Consider the following 25,241-nt stretch of genomic DNA (forward strand, 5'->3'; position numbering starts at 1 on the left):
GGAAACACCAGCCTGAGCCAGGTTCCCTGTCCCGGCCGGGCGGTCATTGACCGCCTGACCGGGGCAGGGAACCTAGCCGTTTGTCCGCCGTACCCCAGATTGACCGCCGCGCAGCGGGCGTGACCCGTCCGCCGCGCAGCGCAGATCGAAGCTGAAGGATCGTGAAGTGACCACCACCTCCCTGACCACGTCCCGGGGCGCAGGCCGCGCCGGTGACAAAGTCTTCTCCGCAGCCACCCTGGCCGCCGGGTGCCTGATCCTTGCCGTCCTCTTCGGCGTGGCGCTCTTCCTGGTGATCCAGGCCGTCCCGGCGCTCGTCGCCCCGCCGGACAAGATCCAAGGCGGAGCGGGCTTCTTCGCCTACATCTGGCCGATCGTGATCGGTACCCTGATCGCCGCCGTGATCGCCCTCGTCATCGCCACCCCCGTGGCGATCGGCGTCGCGCTCTTCATCTCGCACTTCGCCCCCCGCCGGCTCGCCTCGGGCCTGGGCTACGTGATCGACCTGCTCGCCGCCATCCCCTCGGTGGTCTACGGCGCCTGGGGCGCGGCCTTCCTGGCCCGCGAAATCTCCCCGGCCTACGGCTGGCTCGCCTCCAACCTCGGCTGGCTGCCGATCTTCCAGGGCCCGGCGTCGGCCACCGGCAAGACCATCCTGACCGCGGGAATCGTCCTGGCCGTCATGGTGCTGCCCATCATCACCTCGCTCTCGCGCGAAATCTTCCTGCAGACCCCCAAGCTGCACGAGGAGGCCGCGCTGGCCCTGGGCGCCACCCGCTGGGAGATGATCCGGATGGCGGTACTGCCGTTTGGCCGCCCCGGCATCATCAGCGCCATCATGCTGGGCCTGGGCCGCGCGCTCGGAGAGACCATGGCCGTGGCGCTGGTGCTCTCCTCCGGCGCCCTGACCGCCAGCCTGATCCAGTCCGGCAACCAGACCATCGCCGCCGAGATCGCCCTGAACTTCCCGGAGGCCAGCGGCCTGAAGGTCAGCACCCTGATCGCGGCCGGCCTGGTCCTGTTCATCATCACCCTCGGCGTGAACATGCTCGCCCGGTGGATCATCACCCGGCACAAAGAATTCTCGGGAGCCAACTAAATGACTGCCACCCTGACCCCCGTCAAGAAGCGCTCGGCCCTGACCAAGGGCCAGCTGCCCAAGGCCGCGCCGTACATCGTCCTGGCCCTCGCCCTGATCCTCGGCGCCGCCATCCTGGCCCTGATCGGCTTCAACCCCTTCGGCTGGGGAATCGTCTCGGCCATCCTCTTCACCGCGGGCCTGGTCGGCTGGAGCGCCGCCGTCGAGGGCTCCCGCCGGGCCAAGGACAAGCTGGCTACCTGCCTGGTGGTGGGCGCGTTCCTGATCTCCCTGCTTCCCCTGGTCTCCGTGATCTGGACCGTGCTGGTCAAGGGCCTTCCCGGCCTGCTGGATCCCGGGTTCCTCGGCACCTCCATGAACGGGGTGACCGGCGCGTTCGACAACAAGAGCGTCGAGAACGGCGCCCCCGTGGTCGGCGGCATCTACCACGCCCTCATCGGCACCGTGCAAATTACCCTGCTGGCCACGGTCATCTCCGTGCCGGTGGGCCTGCTGACCTCGATCTACCTGGTTGAATACGGCGATGACCGCCCACTGGCCCGCGCCATTACCTTCTTCGTCGACGTGATGACCGGCATCCCCTCGATCGTGGCCGGTCTCTTTGCCGCGGCGTTCTTCTTCGCCGTCGCCGGCCCGGGTACCAAGACCGGCGCCGTCGCCGCCGTCGCCCTCTCCGTGCTGATGATCCCGGTGGTGGTCCGCTCCAGCGAGGAAATGCTGAAGATCGTCCCGAATGAACTGCGCGAGGCGTCCTACGCCCTGGGCGTGCGGAAGTGGCGCACCATCCTCAAGGTGGTCATTCCGACGGCGATCTCCGGTATCGCCTCCGGCGTCACCCTCGCGATCGCCCGCGTGATCGGCGAGACCGCCCCCATCCTGGTCACCGCCGGCTTCGCCACCTCGATCAACAACAACGTCTTCGGCGGCTGGATGGCCTCGCTCCCGACGTTCATTTACACCCAGATCCTGAACCCGACCTCGCCGTCGAACCCGGGACCGTCGGACCAGCGCGCCTGGGGCGCGGCCCTGGTCCTGATCATCCTGGTGATGCTGCTCAACCTCGCCGCCCGCCTGGTGGCCCGCATCTTCGCCCCGAAAGCCGGCCGCTAGGCCCGCGCCGGCTCCGGACCCTCAATCTCTCCCAGTGAAGGAACAGCATGTCTAAGCGCATCGACGTCAAAGACCTCAACGTCTACTACAGCAAATTCCTGGCCGTCGAGGACGTCAACATCAACATCGACGCCAAGTCCGTCACGGCCTTCATCGGCCCGTCCGGCTGCGGCAAGTCCACCTTCCTGCGCACCCTGAACCGGATGCACGAGGTGATCCCGGGCGCCCGCGTGGAGGGCGAGGTGCTGCTCGACGGCGACAACCTCTACGGCCCCGGCGTGGACCCGGTGACGGTGCGCTCGCAGATCGGCATGGTCTTCCAGCGGCCCAACCCGTTCCCCACCATGTCCATTCGCGACAACGTCCTGGCTGGCGTGAAGCTGAACAACAAGAAGATCTCCAAGGGCGACGCCGACGCGCTGGTGGAGCGCTCCCTGCGCGGCGCGAACCTCTGGAACGAGGTCAAGGACCGCCTGGCCAAGCCCGGCTCCGGCCTCTCCGGCGGCCAGCAGCAGCGCCTCTGCATCGCCCGCGCGATCGCCGTGGAACCGCAGGTCATCCTGATGGACGAGCCCTGCTCCGCGCTGGACCCGATCTCCACCCTCGCCATCGAGGACCTCATCAACGAACTCAAGGATGAGTACACCGTGGTGATCGTGACCCACAACATGCAGCAGGCGGCCCGCGTCTCGGACAAGACGGCGTTCTTCAACATCGCCGGCACCGGCAAGCCTGGCAAGCTGATCGAGTACGGGGACACCCACACCATCTTCAGCAACCCCACCGTCAAGGCCACCGAGGACTACGTCTCCGGCCGCTTCGGATAAAGCCAGGGGGCTGGCTGGCCTTTGCCGGGTGCTACAGGTTTGAGAGCGGCGAGAGCGCCAGCTCCAGCACGAAGGCCACGGCGGCGGTCACCAGCGGCGTGAGCGTCCAGAACGCCAGGATCCGCAGCACCAGCCGCCGGTTCGTGGCGGCGTAGCCCTGGTTCGCCCCGGCGCCGAGCACCGCCGCGGTGACGGTGTGCGTGGTGGATACCGGCCAGTGCAGCCCGATCGCGCCCACCAGCAGGATCAGGCTGCTGTAGAGCTGCGCCACGGACCCGCGCAGCGGATCGATCCGGACCAGGCGGTGGCCCAGGGTGTAGGAAATCCGCCACCCGCCCGCCAGCGTCCCGGCGGTCAGCATGGCGGCCGTCAACAGGGCCACCCACACCGGCATGGAGCCGCCGTCGGCCAGGCCCGCCGCGATCATCGCCAGGATCAGCACGGCGCTGGTGCGCTGGCCGTCCTGCAGCCCGTGCCCGAACGCGACGGCGCCCGCGGCCACGGCCTGTGCACGCCGGGCCCTGCTGTTGACGACGCCGGGGGGCGTGTAGCGCGCGGCCCACGTGGCCGGCCAGACCAGCAGGTAGGACCCGGCGAAGGCGATGGCGGGGGAGATCAGCAGCGGCAGCACCACCTGTACCATCAGCGACTGGTCCACTCCCAGCACCGAATGTCCGCCCACCGCCACGCTGGCGAGGCCGGCGCCGGCAAGGCCGCCGACCAGCGCATGCGTGGACGACGACGGGATGCCCCGCCACCAGTTGTAGACGCCCCACAGCACCGCACTGAGCAATCCGGCCATCAGGATGGTCAGGCCGTTGCCGCCGGCCGGCAGCACCACCCAGGTGCGGCTGACCTCCAGGGCCAGGGCCGCGCTGAGGGCCGCCCCGACGAAGTTGAACAGCCCGGCCAGCAGGACCGCGATGGTGGGGGTCAGCGCCCGGGTGCGGACGGCCAGCGCCACCGAGGAGGAGGCGTCCCGGAAACCGTTCAGGAAGGCGAAGGCCGCGGCGAACAGCACCACCGCGGCGAAGAAGACCAGGGACACGTCAGGATTCCTTGACGATGATGCTGCCTACCTGGGTGGCGATCCGGCGCATGTCCTTGGTGACATCCACCAGCTGGTCGGCGATGTCCCGGTTGCGGGCGTACTGGGCGTGCTTCATGTCCTTGAGCATGTCCGCCACCCAGACCCGGTGGGTGCGTTCGGCGCATTTGGTCAGCCGCAGCACCTCGATCCAGTAGTCCTCCAGCTCGTCCAGGTTGTTCAGCTGGCGCATCGCCTCGACGGTCAGTTCCGCCTGCCGGCTGATGATTTCCAACTGGTCCGCGGCGCGGCGGGGCAGCCGGTCCAGCTTGTAGAGGAAGACCAGGTCCGCGGCGGCGTCCAGCTTCTCCATCGCCTCGTTCAGATAGCGGGAGAGGGCGTACATGTCGTCGCGGGGGACCGGGTTGAGGAAGCTGCTGCGCATGTGGGTCAGCAGCGCGAAGTGCAGCTCGGCCGCCTTCGCCTCGTGGTTGTGCATGTCCTCGACCAGGCGGGAGTGTTCGGCCGCGGGCGCGCCGAGGATCTCCGAGAGCGTGCCGGTGGCCAGCAGGATCTGCCGGGCCATCTGGGACAGGAGGTTCAGTCCCGCAGGTTCCTGGGGAAAAAGTCGCAGCTTCACGTGGGGTTACCGGTCTCCGAATGAGGCGTACACGGGCGTGGTCCGCCGGCCTTGATTCGAATTGATCGGCCCGCGCATGAAGATCACTTTACCGTCCGGTGGACGGCGGCCCTGCGGGGGCGGAACAGAGGGGGAAGAGTAGATGGTGCCGAGCCGGATACGCCTCTCGGCGGTAGGCCGCTCTAGGCGGCTAATTGTTGAAGCCCGGGGGTTTCGCAGCTCGGCACCGGTTTTAGTTTTCTACGCCCGACGGACCAAGTCAAGATTGACAGCGGGGCCCCGGCGGGCGTATCCGGACCCCGCCATGGCCGGTCCGGTGGGTCTCTAGTCGAGCTCGCCGAGGCGCCACGCGTTGGCCGCGTGCTCCAGGTCCTCCGCGGTTTTGACCAGCAGGTGCGAGTTCCGCGTGAGCTTGGTGGCGTGCCCGGCGTCGCTGTGCTCGGCGCCGTCGGCGAGGGTGGCCTGCCCCAGGGCAACTACCCGGCAAAACGCCGCGGACCGTTCCAGCGCGACGTCGAACTCGCCGTCGAACGCCCCGGAGAGGATGGCATCCGCCATGGTGCGCATCTCCTCGGCGCCCGGCGGCTCGGCCGCCCCGGCGACGGCGTGGGACACCTGCGCGGTGTCCTTGCCTGCCCGGAAGTACACCGAGATCCGCTCCGGATCCTGCACCGTCGCGGCGCGCAGGGCATACAAGCGCCACAGGGCGCCGGGCAGGGACCGGGCCGGGCTCTCGGCCCACATCTCGGCGATCGCCTCCAGGCCCTGTTCGTCGGCGAGCTTCACCAGGCGTTTGGTGACCTTGGGGTCGTCACTGTCGCGGCCGCGGCGGACCAGCGCCTGGGCGGCCAGGTGGGCCGCCTCTGACACGCGGGCCGGATCGGCGCCGCCGGCGAACGGCTCGAAGTCGATCGGCGCTAAGGGCTTCGGCTTGTGGTGACGGACGGGGCCGGGATTGCCGGTACCTGCTTGCTCGCTCATGCCACCACGCTACTCCTGTGCCATCGGGGAATCGAGCGTCCGGCGGGGCCCGGCAGCCCGCACCGGGAAGGTACCGGGAACCGGTCCGGGGCGCCCGCGCCGCCGCGGGATCGGCCCGTTACGGCGCGTCGGCGGTGAAAAGCGCGGCGTGGTCTGCGGTACAGTGTTAACGTCCAGAAATGGATGGCGCTGCCACTGCGCCCGGAGCCGGTTTCTGCCGCGTTTCCCGTGCAGCGGCCGCTTGAGGGGGCCTTTAGCTCAGTTGGTAGAGCATCGGACTTTTAATCCGTGGGTCGTGGGTTCGATCCCCACAGGGCCCACTCTTTTAGCGAAGAGTGGAAATTCCCCCGGCATCCTGGCGACAGGACGCCGGGGGTTTTTTGCGTCCCGCACCCGACAGGCCACGTTAGGAAGCCTGTCTAGTTATCAGCTCGGCTAGGATTGATCTATGGACTCCCATGTAACGGCAGACTCAGGCTACTGGTACGGCTTGGAGGGGCAGGTTGATGCCCCCACCGCCGTGCTGCAGGCGCTCCGCGGCTACCGCTCCGCCGAGGTCGCCACCCGGCGTTCCACCAGGGACTCCATGGGCATGGGCGAGACCGACCTGCTGGCGCTGCGCTACCTGCTCCGCGCCCAGTCCTCCGGAGAGCGGGTGGGGCCCAAGGACCTCAGCCGCATGCTGGGAATCACGACGGCGTCCACCACCTCCCTGATCGACCGGCTGGTGCTCAGCGGGCATGTCCGCCGCGAGCCGCACCCCACCGACCGGCGCTCCCTGGTGATCGTCCCGACGACGGAGACCGATACCGAGGTCCGGGAAACCCTGGGGCAGATGCACCGCCGGATGCTCGAGGTTGCCGAGGGCCTCACGCCCGACGAGAGCCGCGTGATCGTGTCCTTCCTGCGCAAGATGACCGAGGCCCTGGACGAGCACACCGCCAGCCACTGACCGGAGCAAAGTTCCGCTCCCCAAAACTAGCTAGTTCAGCTAGCGATATGTATGCTTATCAATGTGTTGGATAACCTATCGCGCAAAAATGATGAGTCGCGGCTGCTGACCATCGACCACGGCTTCGGGCCTGAGGCGGGCTCCCTGGATGTGGAGCTGGAAAACCAGGCCCAGACCGCGGACCGGACCTCCGCTGCCATCCGCGCCCTGGCCCCCAGCCACTGCGGCACCCCAATGCAGTGGGAGGCCCCGGCGCTCGCCACCATGGCCGACTACTCCTATGAGTCCGACGGCGGGCCGGCCTCGCTGCCGCCGGTCTGGCGCTGCTCCTGCGGCTTCCAAGTCGACGGCATCCTCCACCCCTCCAACGCACTGGCCTCCCTTTCGTGAGCGCCGTTCCGGTCACCGAGACCCTCCTGCCGGCAGCCGGGCTGCCCGGCCTCGACGCCAGCCTGCTGGCCCTCCCCAACGAACCCCAGGGCCGCTTTCTGGTCCACGAGCGGCTGGGCCGCGGCGCAACGTCCACGGTCTACCGCGGCAGCGACCTCGCCACCGGCCGGCCGGTCGCCATCAAGGTCGCCGAGGGGCCGGCCGAAAAGGACGCCTCCCGGATCCTCGACGAGGCACGGGTCCTCGCCTCCCTGGACCACCCCGCCGTCGTCCGCTTCGTTGCGGCCGGCACCGTCCCCGAGGGCGACCGGTGGGCCGGCCGGCCTTACCTGGTGGAGGAATATGCCAGCGGCGGAAGCCTGAGCGACCGCATCCACCAGGGCGCCACCGAGCCCGCCGCCGTCGCGTCGTGGGCCGCCGATGCCCTCGCCGGCCTCGACCACGTCCACGGCAGGGGCCTGGTCCACCGGGACATCAAACCCGCCAACATCCTCGTTAGCCAGCTGCGGCGCAGCTCGGTACGGCTGGCCGACTTCGGCATCGCCGTGACGGCCGGCACCACCCCCGAGGCCGGCATGTCCTCCGGTACGGTGCACTACATGAGCCCGGAGCAGGCCAAGGAACAGCCGCTCCACCCCGCCACCGACATCTACGCCCTGGGCCTGGTGCTCCTCGAGTGCCTCACGGGGGAGAAGGCCTATCCGGGGACCCCGGTGGAGTCGCTCGTGGCCCGCACCCTCCGCAGCCCGGCGATCCCCGCCACGCTGGGCAACGGCTGGACCGGCCTGCTGAAGTCGATGACGGCCATGAACCCCGCGGACCGGCCCAGCGCCGCCGCCGCCCGCAAGAAAGTCCTTCGGCTGGTACCGGCACGCCCGCAGCCGTCCCTCCGGGTGGTGGGCTGACCCCGACCGCACCGCTAGCATGAAGTTCCCTACCCGCGGCGGACGGAACGGCCCATGCAGCACACCGGTACCCGGCGGCAGGACATCATTCGGCGGCTCCGCAGCGCCGGCTGTGTCTTCGCCGAAGAAGAAGCTGACCTGCTGCTCGGCGCCGCCGCGGACACGGATCAACTCGAAAGCCTCGTGGACCGCCGCGTCGACGGGCTCCCGCTGGAACACCTGCTGGGCTGGGCGGACTTCTGCGGGCTGAGAATTGCCGTGGATCCCGGGGTCTTCGTCCCCCGCCGCCGCACGGAATACCTCGTCCGGCGCGGAGTGACGCTGCTGCGGGAGCTCGACGCCGGTCCCGGGCGCCCACCCTTGGTGGTGGACCTGTGTTGCGGATCGGGAGCGGTGGGGGCGGCGCTGTTGGCGGCCGCCGGCCCGCTGGAGCTGCACGCTGCGGACCTTGACCCCGCCGCCGTCGCCTGTGCGCGGCGTAACCTCAGTGCAACCGTCGCCGCTGTCCACACCGGCGACCTGTTCGAAGCCCTGCCCGAGGAGCTGCGGGGTCGCGTGGACCTGCTGGCGGTGAACGCGCCGTACGTGCCCACCGATGCCATTGCCGGAATGCCCCCGGAGGCCAGGCTCCATGAACCCCGGATCTCGCTTGACGGGGGAGTGGACGGCCTCGCGCTGCACCGGCGTATTGCGGCCGGCGCCACGGACTGGCTCGTCCCGGGCGGCTGGCTCCTAATCGAAACCAGCCGGAGCCAGGCCCGCGCCGCCCGTTCCATCTTGACGGACAACGGCTTCGCCGCCCGGATCCGCACCTCCGCCGCGCTCGATGCCACGGTGGTGGAAAGCCGACTGCCGCCCGGAGCGTAACTCCGGGCGGCAGTCGTGGCCTCTCCGGTCGGGTGAACTCGCGCGGGGTCGGCCCTTATTTCGCTGCAGTCCCGGATTCTCGCTGCGGTTTCGGGCGGACGCACCCCGGATCCGGCGGGCGCCTGTCCGAAACCGCAGCGAAAACCGCTAGCTGCGGCCTAGTTCGGCGTGACGTGCTTCGGCGCCTCGTCGGTGCCGAGGTTCGGGGTGCCCACGTGGGTGCTGTGCGCCGGGATTGCGCCCGTGGGTTCTGCCGTGGCGGTGTCCTCACGAGGGGCGGCGTCGGCTGCGTTCGTGGCGCCGTCGTCCGCTGAGCCGTCGTGGTGGACCTTCGAGGTGATGACCGTTCCGGCGCGGCGGGCCGCCTCGGCCAGCTGGCCCGATACTTCCGGGGCCTTGTCCTTGACCGCTTCAGCGGCCGCGGAGACGCCGTCCTGCACCGGCTTGCTCTGCCAGAGTTCCGACGCGCGGGTCTTCAGCTTCTCGTACGCGGCGCGGCCCGAGCGGGACCCCAGGATGTAGCCGGCGGCAAGGCCTGTGCCGAAAACAAGTTTGTTCTTCATACTGCGCTCCTATTCCGTGCTGATTTGTGGATATCCGCGGCGGCCGGATGACCCCCGGCGGATATCCGGGAACAAAAAACCGGCCCCGGGAGTAAATCCCGGAGCCGGTTCCTGGTGCTCCGACTTAGCGGTGCGAACGGCGGGTGATCATGCCGTAGATGAGCAAAACGATGATCGAACCAACGATCGCCAGCAGCCAAGTGGTCAGCGAGAAGAAGTCCTGCAGACCGGTGCCGAAGATTGCGCTGCCGATGAAGCCGCCCAGGAGGGCGCCAACAACGCCGAGGACCATCGTGATGACCCAGCCGCCGCCCTGACGGCCCGGCAGGATGGCCTTGGCGATTGCGCCGGCGATGAGACCCAGAATCAGAAATCCGAGAATACCCATTTGCTGTCCTTCGCTTTCTGTTGAGGAGACACCCGGGTTGCCGGGTGCGCTTCGTCCTTCTGGGTAAATACTAATCATGCTTACTATCAAATTGCCACCCGGGCGGAGGAAATCGCCGCAAGGGAGATGCAATCGTTAGCAGGCGTCCAGCAGAAAGCACGGCAAGACGGCGGGTCAGCGCTCCAGCCGGAAGCCGAGTTTGATGGTGACCTGCCAGTCGGCCACCTCGTTGTTTTCCAGGTGCCCGCGGATCTCCTTGACCTCAAACCAGTCCAGATTGCGCAGGGTCTTGGCGGCCTCGGCGATGCCGTTACGGACGGCCGCATCGACGCCCTCCGTCGAGGTGCCGACTATTTCGGAAATGCTGTAGGTGTGGTTGGACATCTTCGCTCCTCGGGATCGTCGTCGGTCCGTTGACCCGGCCGCGGCGGCCGGGGGCCGTCCCTGCAGGCTAGCGGACCGGACCGCCCCGGACTAGAGGCTGCCGGCGGGGGAAGCGGTCACCCGCAGTACCGGGCCGGGGTCCGGGCGCTTCGGCGCGGCCGGGCTCTCGGGCGGGTGCGGCCGGAGCCGCTGGGCCATCCACGGAAACAGATAGTGCGTCGCCCAGGACAGGTCCTCGGTGCGGGTCTGGCGCCAGCCGGGCGCGGGCAGCGGCTTGGGTCGCAGCGGCACCAAGGTGTGCGGAACCTGCAGGGTGTCCAGCACCATGCCCGCAATGGTGTGGTGGCCCAGCGGCGAAAAATGCAGCCGGTCCGGGTCCCACATCCGCGGATCGCTGAGTTCCCGCATGGTCCACAGGTCCGCGATCACGCCATGGTGGCGTGCCGCGATGGTCCGAATGTTCTCGTTGAACACCGCCACCTTCCCGCGGATGCGGCCAAAAACGGGCGTGTGGCCCCAGTCGGGGCCGGTGAAGATCACCACGGTCGCCCCCGTGGCGGACAGGGCGGCGACGGCGGCGTCCAAGTCGACGGCGAGACGGTCCGGGTCGCGGCGGTGGAAGACCAGGTCGTTGCCGCCCGCGGAGAGCGTCACCAGATCCGGCTGCAGCGCGATGGCCCGCTCCAACTGCAGGTCGACGATCTCCTGCAGCACCAGGCCGCTGACGGCGAGATTGGCGTAGGAAAAGTCGGCACGGAGGGCGGCGAGCTCCTCCGCAATCCGGTCCGCCCAGCCGCGGATGCCGCCGGGACTGCCCGGTTCAGGGTCCCCCAGGCCGGCGGTGAACGAGTCACCCAGGGATACCAGCCGCTTCCAGTGGCCGCCGCCCGGCGCGTCGTTGCCGAAGGGGAGTGCCGGATCGAGGAATGCTGCCGAGTTCACAAGCTCAGAAATACGCCCGGACCGACGCCGGGGCAAGGTACTTTCGGCCCCCACGGGGGGGATTCCCGATACCTGCCGGGGGTATGCATGATACGGCAGGGGGTATATGATAGACGGTAATCCACCACTTTTCCGGGAGGCTCCCATGGAACTCGATCCCACGGACATGAAGTCCGTCATTAACCGGCTTCGCCGCGCCCAGGGCCAGCTTGCCGCCGTGACCCGCATGCTCGAGGAGGGCCGCGACTGCAAGAGCGTCGTGACCCAGCTCGCGGCCGTCTCCAGCGCCCTCGACAAGGCCGGCTTCTCCATCATCGCCACCGGCCTGCAGCAGTGCATGCAGCAGGAGGACCCCAGCCTGGACCGCGCCGAACTGGAGAAGCTCTTCCTCTCCCTGGCCTAAACAGGCTTGGGGCGCCGATAGCCCGGCCATTGGGCGGCATGAAGAGGCGGCGTCAGCCCGCCGGGGCCGCCAGCACGTAGGTCCGCAGGTCATCCAGCGTCTGCTGCATGTGGGCGTCCATGGCGTCGCGCGCCAACCTCGGGTCGCGGGTGGCCAGTGCCGCCGCAATCTTTCCGTGGTGCTCGATCGCGTGGGCCTGGATCTCACGCACCTCGGAGGTCTGGGTCCGGCGCCGCTCAAGGACCCGGTGCAACGGCGCGAACAGCACCGCCGCGAAAACATTCTCCGAAGCGCGCAGGATCAGGTCGTGGAAGGCGAGGTCCGCGGCGACGAAGGCTGCGACGTCGTGGTGTTCGTGGGCGGCGCGCATTGACTCCACCTGGCCGCGGAGGGTGTCCAGGTCGGCGTCGCTGATCCGCGAGGCCGCCAGTTCGCAGGCCCCCGATTCCAACATCCGCCGCAGTTCGATGAGCTGGACCGCCGTGGCGGCGTCGTTGGTGCCCTCCGAGGCCGCGCGCAGCACGGCCTCCAGTGATGCCCAGCGGCTCAGCGGGTTGACGAACGTGCCCCGCCCGCGCTCGACGCTCAGGATGTGCTGGGCCTCCAGGGTCTTGATCGCCTCACGGACGGTCATCCGGCTCACGTCGTGCCGCGCGCTCAGCTCGAGCTCGCCCGGGACCGGGGAGCCGGGCGGGAATTCGCCGGCGATGATGCGGTCCAGCAGCTCGTCGGCCACGACGCCTACCAGCGATTTCCTAGCCAAATCTCCCCGTCCAACGTCATCCACACGCGTGCCCGACAAGTCTACTTGCGCGTCTCTGTGCCTTATGCCACACTAACACTCACTTGTTAGATGTCAGACATCTTACAAATGCGGTTGGAGACCAGCCGCGCAGATTCCACCGCAACAGAGTTTCCACAATGGAGTGCACGTGCCCTTAGCAGCAGAGCCCTTAGAGGCAGATGTCCTGGCCGCCTTTCCGGCGGAGGTCCCGGTACCGGCAGCCCTGGTGGCCGACGGCGTGGCCGCGGCCGCCGCGGCGGGCCCCCGCACCCTCGTGGTGCTGGATGATGACCCCACCGGCACCCAGTCCGTCGCCGACCTCCCCGTCCTGACCCGGTGGGAGGTGGAGGACTTCGTCTGGGCCTTCTCCCACCGCATCAACGGCCGTCCCGCGGACGCCGTCTACGTCCTGACCAACACCCGCAGCCTGGACCCGGCCGAGGCCGCCGCCCGCAACGAGGAAATCGTCCGCAACGCGCTCGCCGCCGCGCAGGCCGAGTCCCTGAGCGTGGGCTTCGTCAGCCGCAGCGATTCCACCCTCCGCGGTCACTACCCGCTGGAGCCGGACGTCATCGCCGCCACCGTCAGCGCAGTCGACGGCGGGGCCACAGACGGCGTCGTGATCGTCCCGGCCTTCCCTGACGCCGGCCGCGTCACGATCGGCGGGGTGCACTACATGCGCGCCGGCGCCACCGGCCGCCTCACGCCGGTGGCAGACACCGAGTTCGCCCGCGACGCCAGTTTCGGCTTCGCCAACTCCGAGCTCGCCCGCTACGTCGAGGAAAAGTCCGGCGGCCGCTTCAGCGCCGGCTCCGTGATCGTCCTGGACCTGGACACCATCCGGGCCGGGGACCCGCAGGCCTCGGCCCGCGCCATCGCGGACGCCATCGACGCCGCCGTCGACTCCACCCCGATCGTGGCGGACATCGTCTCCGAGAACGACCTCCGGCTCCTCTCCCTGGGCCTGCAGGAGGCAGAACGCCGCGGCAAGAAGCTGCTCTACCGCGTCGGCCCGCCGTTCGTCCGCGCCCGGATCGGGCAGGAAATCCGCACCGAACTCACCGGCGCCGAGGCCTACGCCGGGAACCAGCCCTCCGGGGCCGGCGGCCTGATCGTGGTGGGTTCGCACGTGGGCGTCACCACCCGCCAGCTCAACGCCCTGACTGCCCAGCACGGGTCGGCCCGGATCGTGGAGATCGACGTCGAACAGCTCCTGGACGACCGCGCCGAGGAGCACCTGGACGCCACGGTCGCCCGCGTCGTCGACGCCCTGCACGGCGCGGACGTCATCCTGCACACCAGCCGCCTCCTGATCAAGGCCGACGACGCCAGGGAGAGCCTGCGGATCGCCCGCACCGTCTCGGCCGCCGTCGTCGCGGTCGTCAACCGGACGCTGAAAACCTTCCCGCCCCGCTTCGTGATCGCAAAGGGCGGGATCACCTCCTCGGACGTGGCCGCCCACGGCCTCGAGATCCGCCGCGCGATCGTCCGCGGCCCCATGCTCCCGGGCATTGTCTCCCTCTGGGAGCCGGTCGACGGACCCGCCAAGGGCATCCCGTACGTCGTCTTCGCCGGCAACGTCGGCGACGACGAATCCCTCGCCCAGGTCACGCGCAAACTCAGCGCCACCTTCTAACCAGCCGCACCCTTTCAACGGAGAAAACCATGAACTACCAAGTCACCGTCCTCGGCCTCGGCGCCATGGGCCTGCCGATGGCAGCCCGGCTGGCCACGGAACTGACCGTCCACGGCTTCGACATCGCCGAGCCCCGCCTGCGGCTCGCCGAAGAGGCCGGCGTCCGCACCTTCGGCTCCGCCCGTGAGGCCGCCGAGGGCGCCGACGCGCTGTTGCTGGCCGTGCGCAACGGCGAGCAGCTGGACGAGGTCCTCTTCGGCGCAACCGGCGTCGCCGGGGTCCTCAAGCCCGGTGCCGTCGTCATCCTCGGCAGCACCGTGGGCACCGACGCCGTGCCCGCCACCGTGTCCCGGCTGGCCGAGTACGGCGTCAGCCTGGTGGACGCCCCGCTCTCCGGCGGCCCGAAGCGCGCCGGCGAGGGCGACCTGCTGATCGTCGTCGGCGCCGAACCCGCCGCACTGGAAGCCGCCCGCCCGGTGCTGGAACTGCTCGCCTCCACCCTGACCGTGGTGGGCGACAAGCCCGGCGACGGTCAGGCGCTCAAGACCGTGAACCAGCTGCTGTGTGGCGTTCACATCGCCGCCGCGGCCGAGGCGATGGCCCTGGCCGACGCCCTGGGCCTGGACCAGGCGAAGACCCTCGCCGCCCTCGAGGCCGGCGCCGCCGGGTCCTTCATGCTCTCCAACCGCGGCCCCCGCATCCTCGAGGCCTACACCGAGGACGGCGCGGAGGTCCTGAGCCGGCTGGACATCTTCGTCAAGGACATGGGTATCGTCGGCAAGGCCACCCGCGCCGCCGGGCTCGCCGCGCCGGTCGCCGCCGCCGCCGAACAGCTCTACCTCCTCGGTCAGGCCCAGGGCCTCGCCGCCGAGGACGACTCGGCCGTCATCAAGGTCGTTGCCCCCGCAAAGCGCACCGCCTAAGCCTTCCGACCCCCGACCCCGGCCGCGGCGGCCCCCAACGCCGCGGCCGGCCCCCTCCCTCCCGCCTGTCAAAGGAGACACCCTCGATGAACCCCCTGCTCAATTCCCTGATGGTGGGCGCGGCCGACGCGCCCGTCATCAAACCGGCCGTGGAGCTGGGCACTCCGCTGCTGCTGACCATCGCCGCCGCCGGCGTCGCCCTCCTGCTGGTGCTGATCATCCGCTTCAAGATCCAAGCCTTCGTGGCCCTCCTGACGGTCAGCATCCTGGTGGCCGTCGCCGCCCAGATCCCGCTCAAGGACGTCTTCACGGTCGTCTCCAACGGCGTCGGCAGCACCATGGGCAAGGTCGCCCTGCTGATCGCCCTCGGCGCCATCCTCGGCCGCATGATCGAGGTCTCCGGCGGCGTGCAGTCCCTCGCGGACCACTTCACCGCGAAACTCGGTGCCAGGCGCGTGGCCGTGGCCCTCACCGCCGTCGGCTTCCTCGTCGCCATCCCCGTGTTCTTCGAGGTCGGCATCATCGTCCTCGTGCCGATCGTCTACGCCTTCGCCAAGATCGCCAAGGTCCACCCGGTGAAGTTCGGGCTGCCGATGGCCGGCATCATGCTGGCAATCCACGTCGCCGTCCCGCCGCACCCGGGCATCGTGGCCGGCGCGGGCGTCTTCGGCGCCGACATCGGCCTGATCGCCCTGATCTCGCTGGTCATCTGCGTCCCGCTGGGCTTCCTGTCCTACTGGGTGGCCTCGATCATGAACCGCAGGGACTACGAACTGCTGCCCGCGGTCAAGACCCAGGTGGACGAGTTCGGCACCAAGTCCCTGGTGAAGGTGGGCCACGACGGTCCCGGCGCCGCCGCCGTCGCCCCGCCGCGGCCGGGCCTGATCATCTTCCTGATCGCCACCCCCATCGTCCTGATCCTGCTCGGCACGGTCGGCACCCTCACCATAGCCAAGAGCAGCGCCTGGTACGGCATCGCCTCCTTCGTCGGCAACCCGTTCTTCGCCCTGCTGGTGGCCGTTGCGCTCTGCTTCTTCCTGCTCGCCGTCCGCCGCCGCTGGTCGCTGACCGAGACCGGTGAAATCTTCGAGGGCGCGCTGCCCCCGATCGCCTCGATCCTCATGGTGGTGGCCGCCGGCGGTGTGTTCGGCAGCGTCCTGCAGGTCTCCGGCATCGGCCAGGCCCTCTCCCAGACCCTCGACACCCTGGGCGTGCCGCTGCTGCTGCTGGGCTTCATCATCTCCCTGGCCCTCCGCGCCGCGCAGGGCTCGGCCACCGTGGCGATCGTGACCACCTCCGGCCTGCTGTCCTCCGCGGTGGCCTCCGGCGGCTACACCCCGGCACAGATCGCGGTGCTGGTCATCGCGATCGGCTTCGGTTCGCTCGGCCTGTCCCACGTCACCGACGCCGGCTTCTGGGTGGTGGTCCGCTACTACGGCCTCACCGTCGCCGACGGCCTGCGCACCTGGACCGTGCTGACCACCGTGCTGGGCGTGGCCGGCTTCGCGCTGACCTTCGTGGCCTGGCTCCTGGTCTCGGGCCTCAGCGCCTGATGCGTACTCGTCTGGACACCCTGGTCGCCGGCGCCCTGCAGCAGGGCTCGGCCGTCCCGGCCTTCACCTGCTACGACTTCACGACGGCGCTGGCCGTGGTGGGCGCGGCGGAGGAGGCCGGGCGGGGCATCATCCTGTTGGTGGCGCCGAAGACCGCGGGGACCCCCGAGGGGTTGCGGCTGATCACGGCCCTCCGAGGCCTGGCCGACCACGCCGGCGTCCCCGTCGCGGTCCAGCTGGACCACGCCGCGGACCCGCAGCTGATCCTGGATTCCGTCGACGCCGGGGCCGATTCGGTGCTGGTGGACGGCTCCGCGCTGCCCTACGAGGAGAACATCGCCCTGGTCCGGGACGTCCGGGCCCGGCTCGAAGCGCAGGGCAGGGACGACGTCGTCATCGAGGCCGAGCTCGGCGGCCTGGCTGGCGACGAGGACCGCGCCTTCGGCCCCGACGCCGGCGGGAACGCCGCCGGTGACGAGGCGGGCCTGACCGATCCCGGCCAGGTGGAGGACTTCGTGGCCCGCACCGGCGCACGGCTGCTGGCCGTGGCCGTGGGCAACGTCCACGGCAAATACCGCGGCGAGCCCCGGCTGCGCTGGGACGTCCTGCAGGAGGTGGCCGTGCGGGTCCGGGTGCCGCTGGTGCTTCACGGCGCCTCCGGGATTCCCGCCTCCGAGCTGGCCAAGGCCGCTGCGATGAACGTGGGCAAGGTCAACTTCAACACCGAGCTGCGCACCGGCGTGCTGCAGGCCCTCACCGAGCAGCTGCCCGCGCACCGGGCCGACGGCGAGAACCTGCAGGGCCTGCTGGGCCACTGGACCGGCTCCGCCCGGAGCTTCGCGGCCGCGTCCCTGGCCGCCCTGGCCCGGTAGCACGGGTACCCGGCCACGCAGGAAGTCTGCAAAGCGGCGGGAGGCTAGGATCAACCCATGATCCTGGCCTCCCTCGTCTTTGCCCTGCTGGCAGCCCTGCTCCACGTCTACATCTTCATCCTGGAGTCCTTCCAGTGGACCCGGCCCGCGACCTGGAAGCGGTTCGGCCTGGCCTCGCAGACGGACGCGGAAACCACCCGCCCCATGGCCTACAACCAGGGCTTCTACAACCTGTTCCTGGCCATCGGCGCGTTCGTGGGCGCCGGCTGTGTGGCCCTTGGCGGGTCCGGGACGTCCGCGGCCGTGGTGGGCTGGACCCTGGTCCTCAGCTGCTGCGGCTCGATGCTGCTGGCGGCCCTGGTGCTGGCCCTCAGCGGCAGGAAGTACCTCCGGGCCGCTGCCACCCAGGGCACCCTGCCGCTGCTCGCCGTCGTGCTGGGCCTCGCCGCCATCCTCGCCTAGCCCCGCCCTTCCGCACTCGGCACCTCCCGCCCTTACCCCGGCGCACGGCGCTGGGCCACAATGGTGCTATGGACAGCGTGAGGGCGGTGTAGCCCCGCCATGGCCGGGGGCTCCGGGCAGCGGGGGACCGGATCCCGGAGCACGGACGGCCGTGATCCGGCGATCGACCTCGCCCGCCTGTTCTGCCTGGCCCTGGTGGTGGTTGGCCACACGCTGATGGTCAGCCCGGTGCTGCACCCGGACGGCACGGTCACCTCGGAGAACACCCTTGGCAACGAACACTGGTTTGAGCCCGTGGTCTGGGTGCTGCAGGTGATGCCGCTGTTCTTCGTGGCCGGGGGCGTGACCGGGCTCTACGCGTGGCGGCGGCTGCGCTCCATCGGCGGAACGGCCTCCGAGTTCATCCAGTCCCGTCTGCTGCGGCTGATCCGCCCGGCCGCGGTGCTTCTGGCGATGATGTTCACCGGTCTGTGGGCGGCCCGGTTGGCGGGGGTGGACCCGCAGGTGGTCCAGCTGCTGGCCAGCGGCGCGGGCATGCCGCTGTGGTTCCTGGCCGCGTACCTCGCCGCACAGCTGAACCTTCCCTGGCTGGCCGCCCTGCATACGAGGGCACCGTGGCTGACGCTGGCCGGGCTGGTGGCGCTGGTGGTGGCCGTTGACTGTCTTCGCGGCGCGGTGCCCGGCCTCGCCTACGCCAACATGGTGTTCCTCTGGTGCGCCGTGCAGCAACTCGGTTTCCTGCTGGCCGACGGGACGCTGCGGCTGGGTCCGGCAGCCCTGCTGGGCCTGGTGGCCGGCAGCAACGCCGTCCTGGGCGCCGCGGTGGTGCTGCGCCTCTACTCGGGGAACATGCTGGTGAACCTCAACCCGCCCAACCTCACCCTCTTCCTGCTGGCCGTCTCACAGGCCGCGGCCCTGCAGCTGCTGCGGCCCTGGCTGGTCCGGCTGGCGGCCCTCAGGCCGGTCGGGGCCGTCCTCGCCGCCGTCGGCCGCCGGTCTATGACCATCTACCTCTGGCACCTGCCGCTGATCGCTGCCCTCTCCGGGCTGCTCCTGCTGACCCGCCTGGCCCTGCCCGCCGGCGGCAGCGCCGCCTGGTGGTGGACCCGTCCGCTGCTGCTGCTCGCCGTCGCCCTCCTGCTGCTGCCCGTCCTGGCCCTCTTCGGAAGGCTGGAGGAGCGGCCGACGGCGCCCGGGCCGCCCCGGTCCCGGCCGGCCACCGCCGTGGCCACCGCCGCCGTCGTGGTCTTCCTGCCGGTGGTCCAGGCCGCCGTCAACGGACTGACCGTGGGGCTGCTGGGCGGCGGTGCCGCCTGCTTCGCGCTCGCCGCCCTGCTGCTGGGCCGCATACCGGTGCGCGCCCCGGCGCCCGGTCGGCACGGTGCGGGGGACCCATTGCCACCCCCGGAGATACATGCCAAGGTCGAACCATGACCGAGAGCGCGGCAAGAACCGAAGACACCTTTGGCCCGGACGTCACCACCACCCGCAACGACGCGCTGCACCGGTACGAGCTGCACGTCGGCGGCGAGCTCGCCGTGCAGGCCCGGTACATCGACCGCCCGGGTCACGTGGACTTCACCCACACGGAAACCGAGGAACGGTTCGCCGGCCGGGGACTGGCCAAGGTGCTGGCGCACTTCGCCCTGGACGACGTCGTCGCCTCCGGCAAACGGATCATCCCGCACTGCCCGTTCATCTACCGCTACCTGCGCAAGCACGAGGGATACAACCAGTGCGTCGACTGGCCGGAGCAGCCGCCCGCCGGTGCCTGACAGCTTGTGAGCCCGGCAACAAGCTCGTATGGTTAGCTCTGAGTTATGCAGTTGGCTCACGGACGTGTCTTTTGGAGTATCCCGTGAACCACAAACTGCGTGTGCTTGTCCGTGTTGATGCCGATACCGGCCACGTGACCCTGGAAGCCTCAGGGTGCCTCACCCAGGACAGCTACCCCGCCCTGCTGCACATCATGCGGCGTTCCAGCCGCCTTGCCGCCGGTGCGGACGTGACCCTGGACCTGTACGGCGCCTCCCACCTCGATCCCGAGATCCTGCTGTCCCTGAGGGAATCCTCGTCCGCCCGGGCTGAGGGTTTCGCGCTGGAACTGCTGGAGCCGGCGGAACTGCCGGTCTGCCTGGCCCACGTGGGGCCGGCCGCCGGGGAGCTTGCCGACGACGACGAAGCCGGCGCCCTCAGCGACGACCGGCTGGGCGCGCCGTCCACCACCGCCGACGTGGACGAGGACCCGGTGGAGACCGGGGAGCGCATCCAGGGCCTGGAGCTGGCCCAGTACTTCGAGGGGACCCTGGACCCGGCGGTGACCGTGCGGGCACTCTCCGACGACGCCCTCGGCCAGCTGGCCGACGCCCTGTACAGGCACCTCGACACCACCCACCCCTCCTTCGGCGCGCACACCTGGTATGACCTCGCCGCCGAGGAACTGCAGCACCGCCACCGCCGTGAGGACGGGCTGCCCGGGGCCGGCTCCGCCGAGCTGACCTCCGGGCTGGCCACCGACGCCTCCGCAGAGCTGACCCCGGAGGACATCTCCGCCATGGACCAGGCCGCCGAGATGCTCGCCGGGGAAGACCTCGACGAGGCCGATCCCTCGGCCACCGAACGCGCCGCGGCCGAACTGGCCGTCCGAACCCAGGACCGTAACCCGCTCCGGGCTGCCGTCGACGGGGATAACGACGACACCCCCGACGGCGAACGCGCCGCCGGCCCAATTTCCGCCTGAGCCGTTTCTATCCGAGTCTGATGTTGCCTGAGCCTTTTGTGCCTGATTGCAGGCGGGACCGGGACTAGGCTTCAGCTATGACAGCAGAGACCCCCGGAGCCACGCCCGCATCCACTGCCCTGGTCACCGGCGCCACCGCCGGGCTCGGGGCCGAGTTCGCCCGCCAGCTGGCCGAGCAGGGCCACCGGCTGGTCCTCGTGGCCCGCGACGCCGGGCGGCTGCGTGCCGTCGCCGAGGAGCTGGAGAACAGCTTCGGTGTGACGGCAGAGGTGCTCCCGGCCGATCTGACCGAGGACACGGGCGTTGCCGCCGTCGTCGCGCGCCTCGCCGATCCCGCCCGCCCGGTGGAGATCCTGGTCAACAATGCCGGCATGGGCCTGCTCCGCTCGTTCGCCGAGAACCCGATCGAGGACGAGAAGCGCCACCTCAAGCTTCACGTCGAGACGGCGATGGAGCTCTCGCACGCCGCCCTGCAGGGCATGCTCCAGCGGGGCTCCGGCCGAATCATCAATGTGGCCTCCGTCGCCGCGTTCCTGCCGCGGGAAACCTACTCGGCCGCGAAGGCCTGGCTGCTGAGCTTCAGCCGGTGGGCCAACATTGCATATGCCTCGCGGGGCATACAAGTGACGGCCGTCTGCCCCGGCTTCACCCACACCGAATTTCACGATCGGATGGGCATGGATAAGTCCGTGGCGCCGTCCTGGATGTGGCTGAGCGCTGAACAGGTGGTCCGTGAGGGCCTGGCGGACAACGCCCGTGGCCGTGGCGTATCCATCCCCAGCCGGCGCTACAAGGCGCTGGTCGCAGCCGCGCGGCTGCTGCCGGCGAAGCTCGTCGCCGGACCTCCCCGGCGGGCTAAGTAGCGGCCCGGCGGCGGATCAGCAGCACGACGGCGATCCCCACGCAGGCGCCGAGCAGAGTCTCCACCGCCCGTTCGGCCACCAGCAGGTGCGGATCGGCCGGCGAGGAGAGCTGGGTCATCAGCAGGATCACCGGGGTGAAGAACACCATGGCCAGCCCGTAGTGCCGGGCCATGAACAGCTCCGTGCCGAATTGCAGCACGATCACCAGCACCGCAACGGTGGCGGTCTCGCTGCCGGGGAACAACCGCAGCGGCGAGCCCGCCCAGGGGAAGAGCACTGCCGCCACCACCAGCAGGCCCAGCAGCGTGCCCACGATCCGGTGCAGGCCTCGGTAGACGCTGCTCGGCAGGTCGGCTCCGGCCAGCGGCACCGCCGCCGCGGCCATGGCCCAGTGCGGGTGGCCGCTGCCGCTGAGGACCCCGATGCTGCCGGCCGCCCCGACGGCGGCCAGGTAGCGGGCGGCGTGGATCCAGGCCGCCCGGCGGCGGGCTCCGCGCAGGGGCGGCACGGTCCGTCCCGCGCCGCGCACCCAGGCCCGGGTGCGGAGCCAGCCGGCGAAGCCGACCAGGATGGAGAACGCCGCGGACCCGGCGCCGATCAGGACCGCAGCCGGTCCCGGAACGGGGGTGGGGATGGACGCGCACGCGCCGAGCGCCAGGAGGCCAAAGAACGGCCCGTTCGGTTTCAGGTTCACCCGGTCCGCGAAGAGTGAGCCGACGGCGGCGAGGCCGGACTCCACGGCCACGAGAGTCCAGGAGTGCAGGTGGTTGACCGAGAGCAGCACGCCCACGGCCAGGCCGCCCACCAGGACCAGCGCTGCCTGGAGTTGGTGCCGGAGCCTGAGCTGGTGCGGTTCGGAGCGGCCGTACATGCCGGTCAGGGCACCGAAGACGGCGTAGACGATCAGGTCCGCCCGCCCGGCGGCCAGCAGTGCCAGCGAGGGAACGGCGACGCTGAGCGCCACGCGTAGCGCCGAGGCGTGGTCCCGGTTGGCCGGTCCCAGCGAGTGCAGACCCTTGGCGTGGCGGAGCAGGGAGGACAGCGGCGTGGACAGCAAGCGGACCTCCTGCGGTGTGTTGTGGTGGGGAAGCGGGTGGGGGAGAGCGGATAGGGGTCGAGGCCGGGACGGCATCGAAGCGGGCCGGGAGCCGCCAAAGGCCCGCCGCGGCCGCCGCCCCGGTGGGGACGGACGGGCCGCGACGGGCCTCGGAGGGCGGGGCGCTGGGCCGGGGTGGCTAGGCCGGGGGTGGCTAGGCCGGTGCGCCGACCTTGCCGCCGTCGGCGTCGCCCGCGGCAACCAGGGGCATATCCATGTGTTCCAGGTCGATCAGCGGGTTCTCATCCTGGGTGGCGACCAGTTCCCGGGCCTCGGCCTGGGTGTCCACGCTCGGCATGGAGCCGGGCAGCGGCATCTGGGCGGATTCGCGCAGGAAGTAAATGGCGACGGCGCCGATCGCCGAGGTGGCCATCAGGTAGTACGCCGGCATCATGTCGTTGCCGGTGGCCGAGATCAGGGCCGCGACGATGAACGGCGTGGTGCCGCCGAAGATCGCCACCGAGAAGTTGTACGCGATGCCCATGGCGCCGTAGCGGCTGGCCGTCGGGAACTGGGCCGGCAGGGCGGAGGCCAGGTTGGCCACGTAGAACGTCACGGGGAACGCGATCAGCGCCAGGCCCGCCAGGGTGGACCAGATCTCGCCGACGCCGATCAGCATGAATGCCGGGGTGGCCAGGACCACGGTGCTGATGGCACCGATCCAGAGCACGGGCCGGCGGCCGATCCGGTCGGAGAGCTTGCCGGTCAGCGGGATGCAGAGGCTCATGACCACCAGTACAGGGATGGTCAGCAGGGTGCCGTGCACCTCGTCGTAGCCCTTGGACTCGGTGAGGTAGGTCGGCATATAGGAGGTCAGGGCGTAGCCGGCGGTGTTGGCCGCGGCCACCAGGATCATGGCGGTGATGATCGAGCGCCAGTAGGCCTTCACGATGCCCACCGGTCCCTTGGAAGCGGCGTCATCCGCGGCGGAGGCGTCCTTGGAGAGGTTCTCCTGGGCATCCAGGGTGGCCTGGAACTGCGGGGATTCCTCGATCTTGCTCCGGAAGTACACGGCGACGGCGCCGAGCGGGCCGGCCACGAGGAACGGGATGCGCCAGCCCCACTGCTCCATGGTGTCCTGGCCCAGGGTCAGCTGCAGGACGGACACCAGCGCGGCACCGAGGGCGAAGCCCAGGTAGCTGCCCATGTCCAGGAAGCTGGCGAAGAAGCCGCGGCGCTTGTCCGGGGCGTATTCGCTGACGAAGGTGGTGGCGCCGGCGTATTCGCCGCCGGTGGAGAAGCCCTGGATGAGCTTGAAGACCACCAGCAGCACGGCGGCCCAGATGCCGATCTGCGCGTAACCCGGGAGCAGGCCGACGGCGAAGGTGCTTGCCGCCATGATCAGCAGGGTCGCGGCCAGGACCTTCTGGCGGCCCACCTTGTCGCCCAGCCAGCCGAACACGACGCCGCCGAGGGGGCGGGCAATGAACGTGGCAGCGAAGGTGCCGAGCAGGAAGAGGGTCTGGACGGTCTTGTCCGCCTCGGGCAGGAAGACCGGGCCCATGGTGGTGATCAGGTAGCCGAACACGCCGACGTCGTACCATTCCATGGTGTTGCCGACGATGGTTCCGCCGAGGGCCTTCTTCAGCATCGGCTGGTCAACGACGTTGACGTCGGACTCGCGGAGCCGGCGGCGGCGGAGGCGTGGCTTCTTGGCGGCGACGGGTGCGCCAGGGTTGGTTCCGGCGGCGTTGGCTACGCCTGCGGAAGAGTCGGTCGTGCTTCGGTCTTTGGGCATTTGGGAGGCTCCTGTGGAGGTCATTTGCTTGCGACTTCTAGCTGCCCCGCTCTGGGCAGGCTCTCAATTTTACGGGATTTCCGTAGTCATTCCGATTTTTGTGCCGTAGGATGACCCTTTTTCGGCAGCCGGACGCCCGGGGCGGGCGCGGAGCCGTGGCCGCATATTCCGCGTCATCACTGGGAAGTAAGCAGTGGGCTTATTAGTTTGGTAACAATTGGGCCGCGACCGCCCCGAAGCCCCGGATTTCGGGAGTTTTACCGCCGTTCCAGCCTGATTTCGGGGAGCTCGAACCAGTCCTTGGGGAGCAGTTTCCGGGTGCCGTCCGGGGTGAAGCCGTGCCGGGCGTAGAAGGCCCGCGCCCGGGGGTTGTCTTCGAGGACCCACAGGTAGGCCGGGCCGGGGCCGACGGCGGCGTGCAGCAGGGCCGCGCCGAGGCCGGAACCGTAGGCGCCCCGCAGCGTGTAGATCGCGTAGAGCTCCCGTTGGTCCGGCCGGTCCTCGTCCCGTCCGGGGCCGCCGTGGGCGAACCCGACGATCCGGCCGCCGTCGTCGAGGGCGATCACCGGCGCGGACGGGCCCACCAGGGAGGGCCGCCGATTCTCCGTCCGCTCCGGCAAGGAGGCGCGGCGGGCGGCGAAGAACTCCGCCGGGAGGACGTGGGAGTAGCACTCCTCATGGGCCAGCGTGTGCATCTCGACCAGGGCTTCGGCATCGGCGGGCGTGGCCTGCCGCAGGTGGTATTCCATGCCCCCAGCCTAGAGACATGGCGACGGCGGCAGACCTACCATGGTGGGACGCTTCATTTCATCGCGGAAAGGAAGAGTCATGGCGGATCATCACTCGAAAGAGCAGCTTGAGCCGGAGGTCGCCCAACACCTCACCGAGTCCATGGACAAGGTCCCCGGCCCGGAGATCAAGCGGCCGGCCCCGCCGTCGCCGGCGGACGGCCACCCGTGGCCGGACGGCAGCGGCAAGCACCACCACCCCAGGGACCGCGACTCCGTCCACTCACAGCAGGGCCAGCAGGTGGCCGACGCCGCCATGCACCGCCAAAGCCGGCCGCAGATCCCTCACCACGACTAGGCCGGGTTTC

The 25,241-nt window shown here is 69.9% G+C and carries 29 protein-coding genes and 1 tRNA gene; 19 read left to right on the top strand and 11 right to left on the bottom strand.

Annotated elements, in window-relative coordinates; all coding sequences use genetic code 11:
* Window positions 1-166 precede the first annotated feature (166 nt).
* The 3 genes from pstC to pstB are packed head-to-tail and all read left to right on the top strand — an operon-like array spanning window position 167 to window position 3,036.
* Window positions 167-1,099 (top strand): phosphate ABC transporter permease subunit PstC, encoded by a 933-nt coding sequence (gene pstC / locus ACFVY3_RS13005; protein ID WP_290256984.1) that lies wholly within the window; start codon window positions 167-169, stop codon window positions 1,097-1,099.
* Window positions 1,100-2,209 carry a phosphate ABC transporter permease PstA gene (pstA, locus tag ACFVY3_RS13010; protein WP_400160025.1) on the top strand — a complete coding sequence of 370 codons (1,110 nt, stop codon included), beginning with the start codon at window positions 1,100-1,102 and terminating at the stop codon, window positions 2,207-2,209.
* 47 nt (window positions 2,210-2,256) lie between these two features.
* Entirely contained in the window at window positions 2,257-3,036 is a 780-nt protein-coding gene (gene pstB / locus ACFVY3_RS13015) for a phosphate ABC transporter ATP-binding protein PstB (RefSeq protein WP_290256982.1), read from the top strand.
* A gap of 31 nt (window positions 3,037-3,067) precedes the next feature.
* Here the strand turns inward: pstB and ACFVY3_RS13020 are convergent, their stop codons facing one another.
* The 3 genes from ACFVY3_RS13020 to ACFVY3_RS13030 all read right to left on the bottom strand — a co-directional run bounded on the left by ACFVY3_RS13020 (window position 3,068) and on the right by ACFVY3_RS13030 (window position 5,684).
* Window positions 3,068-4,084 carry an inorganic phosphate transporter gene (locus ACFVY3_RS13020; RefSeq protein WP_290256981.1) on the bottom strand — a complete coding sequence of 339 codons (1,017 nt, stop codon included), beginning with the start codon at window positions 4,082-4,084 and terminating at the stop codon, window positions 3,068-3,070.
* 1 nt (window position 4,085) lies between these two features.
* Window positions 4,086-4,703 carry a DUF47 domain-containing protein gene (locus tag ACFVY3_RS13025; RefSeq protein ID WP_400160026.1) on the bottom strand — a complete coding sequence of 206 codons (618 nt, stop codon included), beginning with the start codon at window positions 4,701-4,703 and terminating at the stop codon, window positions 4,086-4,088.
* Between the two features lie 324 nt (window positions 4,704-5,027).
* Window positions 5,028-5,684 carry a hypothetical protein gene (locus tag ACFVY3_RS13030; RefSeq protein ID WP_400160027.1) on the bottom strand — a complete coding sequence of 219 codons (657 nt, stop codon included), beginning with the start codon at window positions 5,682-5,684 and terminating at the stop codon, window positions 5,028-5,030.
* A gap of 247 nt (window positions 5,685-5,931) precedes the next feature.
* Here ACFVY3_RS13030 and ACFVY3_RS13035 point away from each other — a divergent pair.
* From ACFVY3_RS13035 to ACFVY3_RS13055, 5 genes are all read left to right on the top strand, one after another.
* Window positions 5,932-6,004 (top strand) — tRNA-Lys (locus tag ACFVY3_RS13035).
* A 128-nt stretch (window positions 6,005-6,132) separates the two neighbouring features.
* Window positions 6,133-6,636: a MarR family winged helix-turn-helix transcriptional regulator gene (locus ACFVY3_RS13040; RefSeq protein WP_290256978.1), complete on the top strand. Its 504-nt coding sequence runs from the start codon at window positions 6,133-6,135 to the stop codon at window positions 6,634-6,636.
* 63 nt (window positions 6,637-6,699) lie between these two features.
* Window positions 6,700-7,026 carry a hypothetical protein gene (locus tag ACFVY3_RS13045; protein ID WP_400160028.1) on the top strand — a complete coding sequence of 109 codons (327 nt, stop codon included), beginning with the start codon at window positions 6,700-6,702 and terminating at the stop codon, window positions 7,024-7,026.
* The gene (locus ACFVY3_RS13050; RefSeq protein WP_400160029.1) at window positions 7,023-7,931 is read left to right on the top strand and encodes a serine/threonine-protein kinase; all 909 of its coding nucleotides are present in this window, start codon (window positions 7,023-7,025) and stop codon (window positions 7,929-7,931) included. The genes ACFVY3_RS13045 and ACFVY3_RS13050 overlap by 4 nt, the downstream gene beginning before the upstream one ends.
* A gap of 54 nt (window positions 7,932-7,985) precedes the next feature.
* Window positions 7,986-8,798: a putative protein N(5)-glutamine methyltransferase gene (locus ACFVY3_RS13055; RefSeq protein ID WP_400160030.1), complete on the top strand. Its 813-nt coding sequence runs from the start codon at window positions 7,986-7,988 to the stop codon at window positions 8,796-8,798.
* Between the two features lie 158 nt (window positions 8,799-8,956).
* Here the strand turns inward: ACFVY3_RS13055 and ACFVY3_RS13060 are convergent, their stop codons facing one another.
* The 4 genes from ACFVY3_RS13060 to ACFVY3_RS13075 form a co-directional block, all read right to left on the bottom strand.
* Window positions 8,957-9,361 carry a YtxH domain-containing protein gene (locus ACFVY3_RS13060; protein WP_400160031.1) on the bottom strand — a complete coding sequence of 135 codons (405 nt, stop codon included), beginning with the start codon at window positions 9,359-9,361 and terminating at the stop codon, window positions 8,957-8,959.
* 124 nt (window positions 9,362-9,485) lie between these two features.
* Window positions 9,486-9,749, bottom strand: a complete 264-nt coding sequence (locus ACFVY3_RS13065) for a GlsB/YeaQ/YmgE family stress response membrane protein (RefSeq protein WP_290256973.1) — start codon at window positions 9,747-9,749, stop codon at window positions 9,486-9,488.
* A gap of 174 nt (window positions 9,750-9,923) precedes the next feature.
* Window positions 9,924-10,133 (bottom strand): dodecin, encoded by a 210-nt coding sequence (locus ACFVY3_RS13070; protein WP_290256972.1) that lies wholly within the window; start codon window positions 10,131-10,133, stop codon window positions 9,924-9,926.
* Between the two features lie 90 nt (window positions 10,134-10,223).
* Window positions 10,224-11,075, bottom strand: coding sequence for an SGNH/GDSL hydrolase family protein (locus ACFVY3_RS13075; protein ID WP_400160032.1), 852 nt, complete (start codon window positions 11,073-11,075; stop codon window positions 10,224-10,226).
* A gap of 145 nt (window positions 11,076-11,220) precedes the next feature.
* On the opposite strand from ACFVY3_RS13075, the gene ACFVY3_RS13080 reads away from it, so the two are divergent.
* Entirely contained in the window at window positions 11,221-11,478 is a 258-nt protein-coding gene (locus ACFVY3_RS13080; protein ID WP_290256971.1) for a metal-sensitive transcriptional regulator, read from the top strand.
* 52 nt (window positions 11,479-11,530) lie between these two features.
* On the opposite strand, the gene ACFVY3_RS13085 is transcribed toward ACFVY3_RS13080, so the two are convergent.
* Window positions 11,531-12,241 (bottom strand): FadR/GntR family transcriptional regulator, encoded by a 711-nt coding sequence (locus ACFVY3_RS13085; RefSeq protein ID WP_290256970.1) that lies wholly within the window; start codon window positions 12,239-12,241, stop codon window positions 11,531-11,533.
* Between the two features lie 169 nt (window positions 12,242-12,410).
* On the opposite strand from ACFVY3_RS13085, the gene ACFVY3_RS13090 reads away from it, so the two are divergent.
* The 9 genes from ACFVY3_RS13090 to ACFVY3_RS13130 all read left to right on the top strand — a co-directional run bounded on the left by ACFVY3_RS13090 (window position 12,411) and on the right by ACFVY3_RS13130 (window position 21,311).
* A complete protein-coding gene (locus ACFVY3_RS13090) occupies window positions 12,411-13,898 on the top strand; it encodes a four-carbon acid sugar kinase family protein (RefSeq protein ID WP_400160033.1) in 1,488 nt (495 codons plus the stop codon).
* A gap of 29 nt (window positions 13,899-13,927) precedes the next feature.
* On the top strand, window positions 13,928-14,821 hold the full coding sequence (locus ACFVY3_RS13095) for an NAD(P)-dependent oxidoreductase (protein WP_400160034.1): 894 nt from the start codon (window positions 13,928-13,930) through the stop codon (window positions 14,819-14,821).
* A gap of 86 nt (window positions 14,822-14,907) precedes the next feature.
* Window positions 14,908-16,374 (top strand): GntP family transporter, encoded by a 1,467-nt coding sequence (locus tag ACFVY3_RS13100; protein WP_400160035.1) that lies wholly within the window; start codon window positions 14,908-14,910, stop codon window positions 16,372-16,374.
* Window positions 16,374-17,246: a class II fructose-bisphosphate aldolase gene (locus tag ACFVY3_RS13105; RefSeq protein WP_400160036.1), complete on the top strand. Its 873-nt coding sequence runs from the start codon at window positions 16,374-16,376 to the stop codon at window positions 17,244-17,246. Before ACFVY3_RS13100 ends, ACFVY3_RS13105 begins: the two co-directional genes overlap by 1 nt.
* 57 nt (window positions 17,247-17,303) lie before the next feature.
* Window positions 17,304-17,708, top strand: a complete 405-nt coding sequence (locus ACFVY3_RS13110; RefSeq protein ID WP_400160037.1) for a DUF1304 domain-containing protein — start codon at window positions 17,304-17,306, stop codon at window positions 17,706-17,708.
* A 99-nt stretch (window positions 17,709-17,807) separates the two neighbouring features.
* Entirely contained in the window at window positions 17,808-19,142 is a 1,335-nt protein-coding gene (locus tag ACFVY3_RS13115; protein ID WP_400160038.1) for an acyltransferase, read from the top strand.
* Window positions 19,139-19,483 carry a GNAT family N-acetyltransferase gene (locus ACFVY3_RS13120; RefSeq protein WP_290256963.1) on the top strand — a complete coding sequence of 115 codons (345 nt, stop codon included), beginning with the start codon at window positions 19,139-19,141 and terminating at the stop codon, window positions 19,481-19,483. Before ACFVY3_RS13115 ends, ACFVY3_RS13120 begins: the two co-directional genes overlap by 4 nt.
* Before the next feature lie 83 nt (window positions 19,484-19,566).
* Window positions 19,567-20,448 carry a hypothetical protein gene (locus tag ACFVY3_RS13125; protein ID WP_400160039.1) on the top strand — a complete coding sequence of 294 codons (882 nt, stop codon included), beginning with the start codon at window positions 19,567-19,569 and terminating at the stop codon, window positions 20,446-20,448.
* A 77-nt stretch (window positions 20,449-20,525) separates the two neighbouring features.
* Complete coding sequence (locus ACFVY3_RS13130; protein WP_400160040.1) at window positions 20,526-21,311, top strand: SDR family NAD(P)-dependent oxidoreductase; 786 nt, start codon at window positions 20,526-20,528, stop codon at window positions 21,309-21,311.
* Here ACFVY3_RS13130 and ACFVY3_RS13135 read toward each other — a convergent pair.
* From ACFVY3_RS13135 to ACFVY3_RS13145, 3 genes are all read right to left on the bottom strand, one after another.
* The gene (locus ACFVY3_RS13135) at window positions 21,304-22,368 is read right to left on the bottom strand and encodes an FUSC family protein (protein WP_400160041.1); all 1,065 of its coding nucleotides are present in this window, start codon (window positions 22,366-22,368) and stop codon (window positions 21,304-21,306) included. The two genes, ACFVY3_RS13130 and ACFVY3_RS13135, sit on opposite strands and share 8 nt — an antisense overlap.
* Window positions 22,369-22,561: 193 nt before the next feature.
* Complete coding sequence (locus tag ACFVY3_RS13140) at window positions 22,562-24,145, bottom strand: MFS transporter (RefSeq protein WP_400160042.1); 1,584 nt, start codon at window positions 24,143-24,145, stop codon at window positions 22,562-22,564.
* Between the two features lie 257 nt (window positions 24,146-24,402).
* Complete coding sequence (locus ACFVY3_RS13145) at window positions 24,403-24,894, bottom strand: GNAT family N-acetyltransferase (protein ID WP_400160043.1); 492 nt, start codon at window positions 24,892-24,894, stop codon at window positions 24,403-24,405.
* Window positions 24,895-24,973: 79 nt separating this feature from the next.
* Between ACFVY3_RS13145 and ACFVY3_RS13150 the strand changes: the two genes are divergently transcribed.
* A complete protein-coding gene (locus ACFVY3_RS13150) occupies window positions 24,974-25,231 on the top strand; it encodes a hypothetical protein (RefSeq protein ID WP_290256956.1) in 258 nt (85 codons plus the stop codon).
* Window positions 25,232-25,241: the final 10 nt, after the last annotated feature.

The sequence above is a fragment of the Arthrobacter sp. BPSS-3 genome (assembly GCF_044628475.1).
Lineage (GTDB): Bacteria > Actinomycetota > Actinomycetes > Actinomycetales > Micrococcaceae > Arthrobacter.

Bases quoted from the DNA above. Each gene is read 5' to 3' on its own strand.
- ACFVY3_RS13140 (WP_400160042.1), bottom strand. From the start codon at position 24,145: ATGCCCAAAGACCGAAGCACGACCGACTCTTCCGCAGGCGTAGCCAAC.
- ACFVY3_RS13145 (WP_400160043.1), bottom strand. From the start codon at position 24,894: ATGGAATACCACCTGCGGCAGGCCACGCCCGCCGATGCCGAAGCCCTG.
- ACFVY3_RS13030 (WP_400160027.1), bottom strand. From the start codon at position 5,684: ATGAGCGAGCAAGCAGGTACCGGCAATCCCGGCCCCGTCCGTCACCAC.
- ACFVY3_RS13095 (WP_400160034.1), top strand. From the start codon at position 13,928: ATGAACTACCAAGTCACCGTCCTCGGCCTCGGCGCCATGGGCCTGCCG.
- ACFVY3_RS13040 (WP_290256978.1), top strand. From the start codon at position 6,133: ATGGACTCCCATGTAACGGCAGACTCAGGCTACTGGTACGGCTTGGAG.
- ACFVY3_RS13100 (WP_400160035.1), top strand. From the start codon at position 14,908: ATGAACCCCCTGCTCAATTCCCTGATGGTGGGCGCGGCCGACGCGCCC.
- ACFVY3_RS13070 (WP_290256972.1), bottom strand. From the start codon at position 10,133: ATGTCCAACCACACCTACAGCATTTCCGAAATAGTCGGCACCTCGACG.
- ACFVY3_RS13065 (WP_290256973.1), bottom strand. From the start codon at position 9,749: ATGGGTATTCTCGGATTTCTGATTCTGGGTCTCATCGCCGGCGCAATC.
- ACFVY3_RS13105 (WP_400160036.1), top strand. From the start codon at position 16,374: ATGCGTACTCGTCTGGACACCCTGGTCGCCGGCGCCCTGCAGCAGGGC.
- pstA (WP_400160025.1), top strand. From the start codon at position 1,100: ATGACTGCCACCCTGACCCCCGTCAAGAAGCGCTCGGCCCTGACCAAG.
- ACFVY3_RS13120 (WP_290256963.1), top strand. From the start codon at position 19,139: ATGACCGAGAGCGCGGCAAGAACCGAAGACACCTTTGGCCCGGACGTC.
- ACFVY3_RS13130 (WP_400160040.1), top strand. From the start codon at position 20,526: ATGACAGCAGAGACCCCCGGAGCCACGCCCGCATCCACTGCCCTGGTC.
- ACFVY3_RS13110 (WP_400160037.1), top strand. From the start codon at position 17,304: ATGATCCTGGCCTCCCTCGTCTTTGCCCTGCTGGCAGCCCTGCTCCAC.
- ACFVY3_RS13080 (WP_290256971.1), top strand. From the start codon at position 11,221: ATGGAACTCGATCCCACGGACATGAAGTCCGTCATTAACCGGCTTCGC.
- ACFVY3_RS13115 (WP_400160038.1), top strand. From the start codon at position 17,808: ATGGCCGGGGGCTCCGGGCAGCGGGGGACCGGATCCCGGAGCACGGAC.
- pstB (WP_290256982.1), top strand. From the start codon at position 2,257: ATGTCTAAGCGCATCGACGTCAAAGACCTCAACGTCTACTACAGCAAA.
- ACFVY3_RS13055 (WP_400160030.1), top strand. From the start codon at position 7,986: ATGCAGCACACCGGTACCCGGCGGCAGGACATCATTCGGCGGCTCCGC.
- ACFVY3_RS13060 (WP_400160031.1), bottom strand. From the start codon at position 9,361: ATGAAGAACAAACTTGTTTTCGGCACAGGCCTTGCCGCCGGCTACATC.
- ACFVY3_RS13150 (WP_290256956.1), top strand. From the start codon at position 24,974: ATGGCGGATCATCACTCGAAAGAGCAGCTTGAGCCGGAGGTCGCCCAA.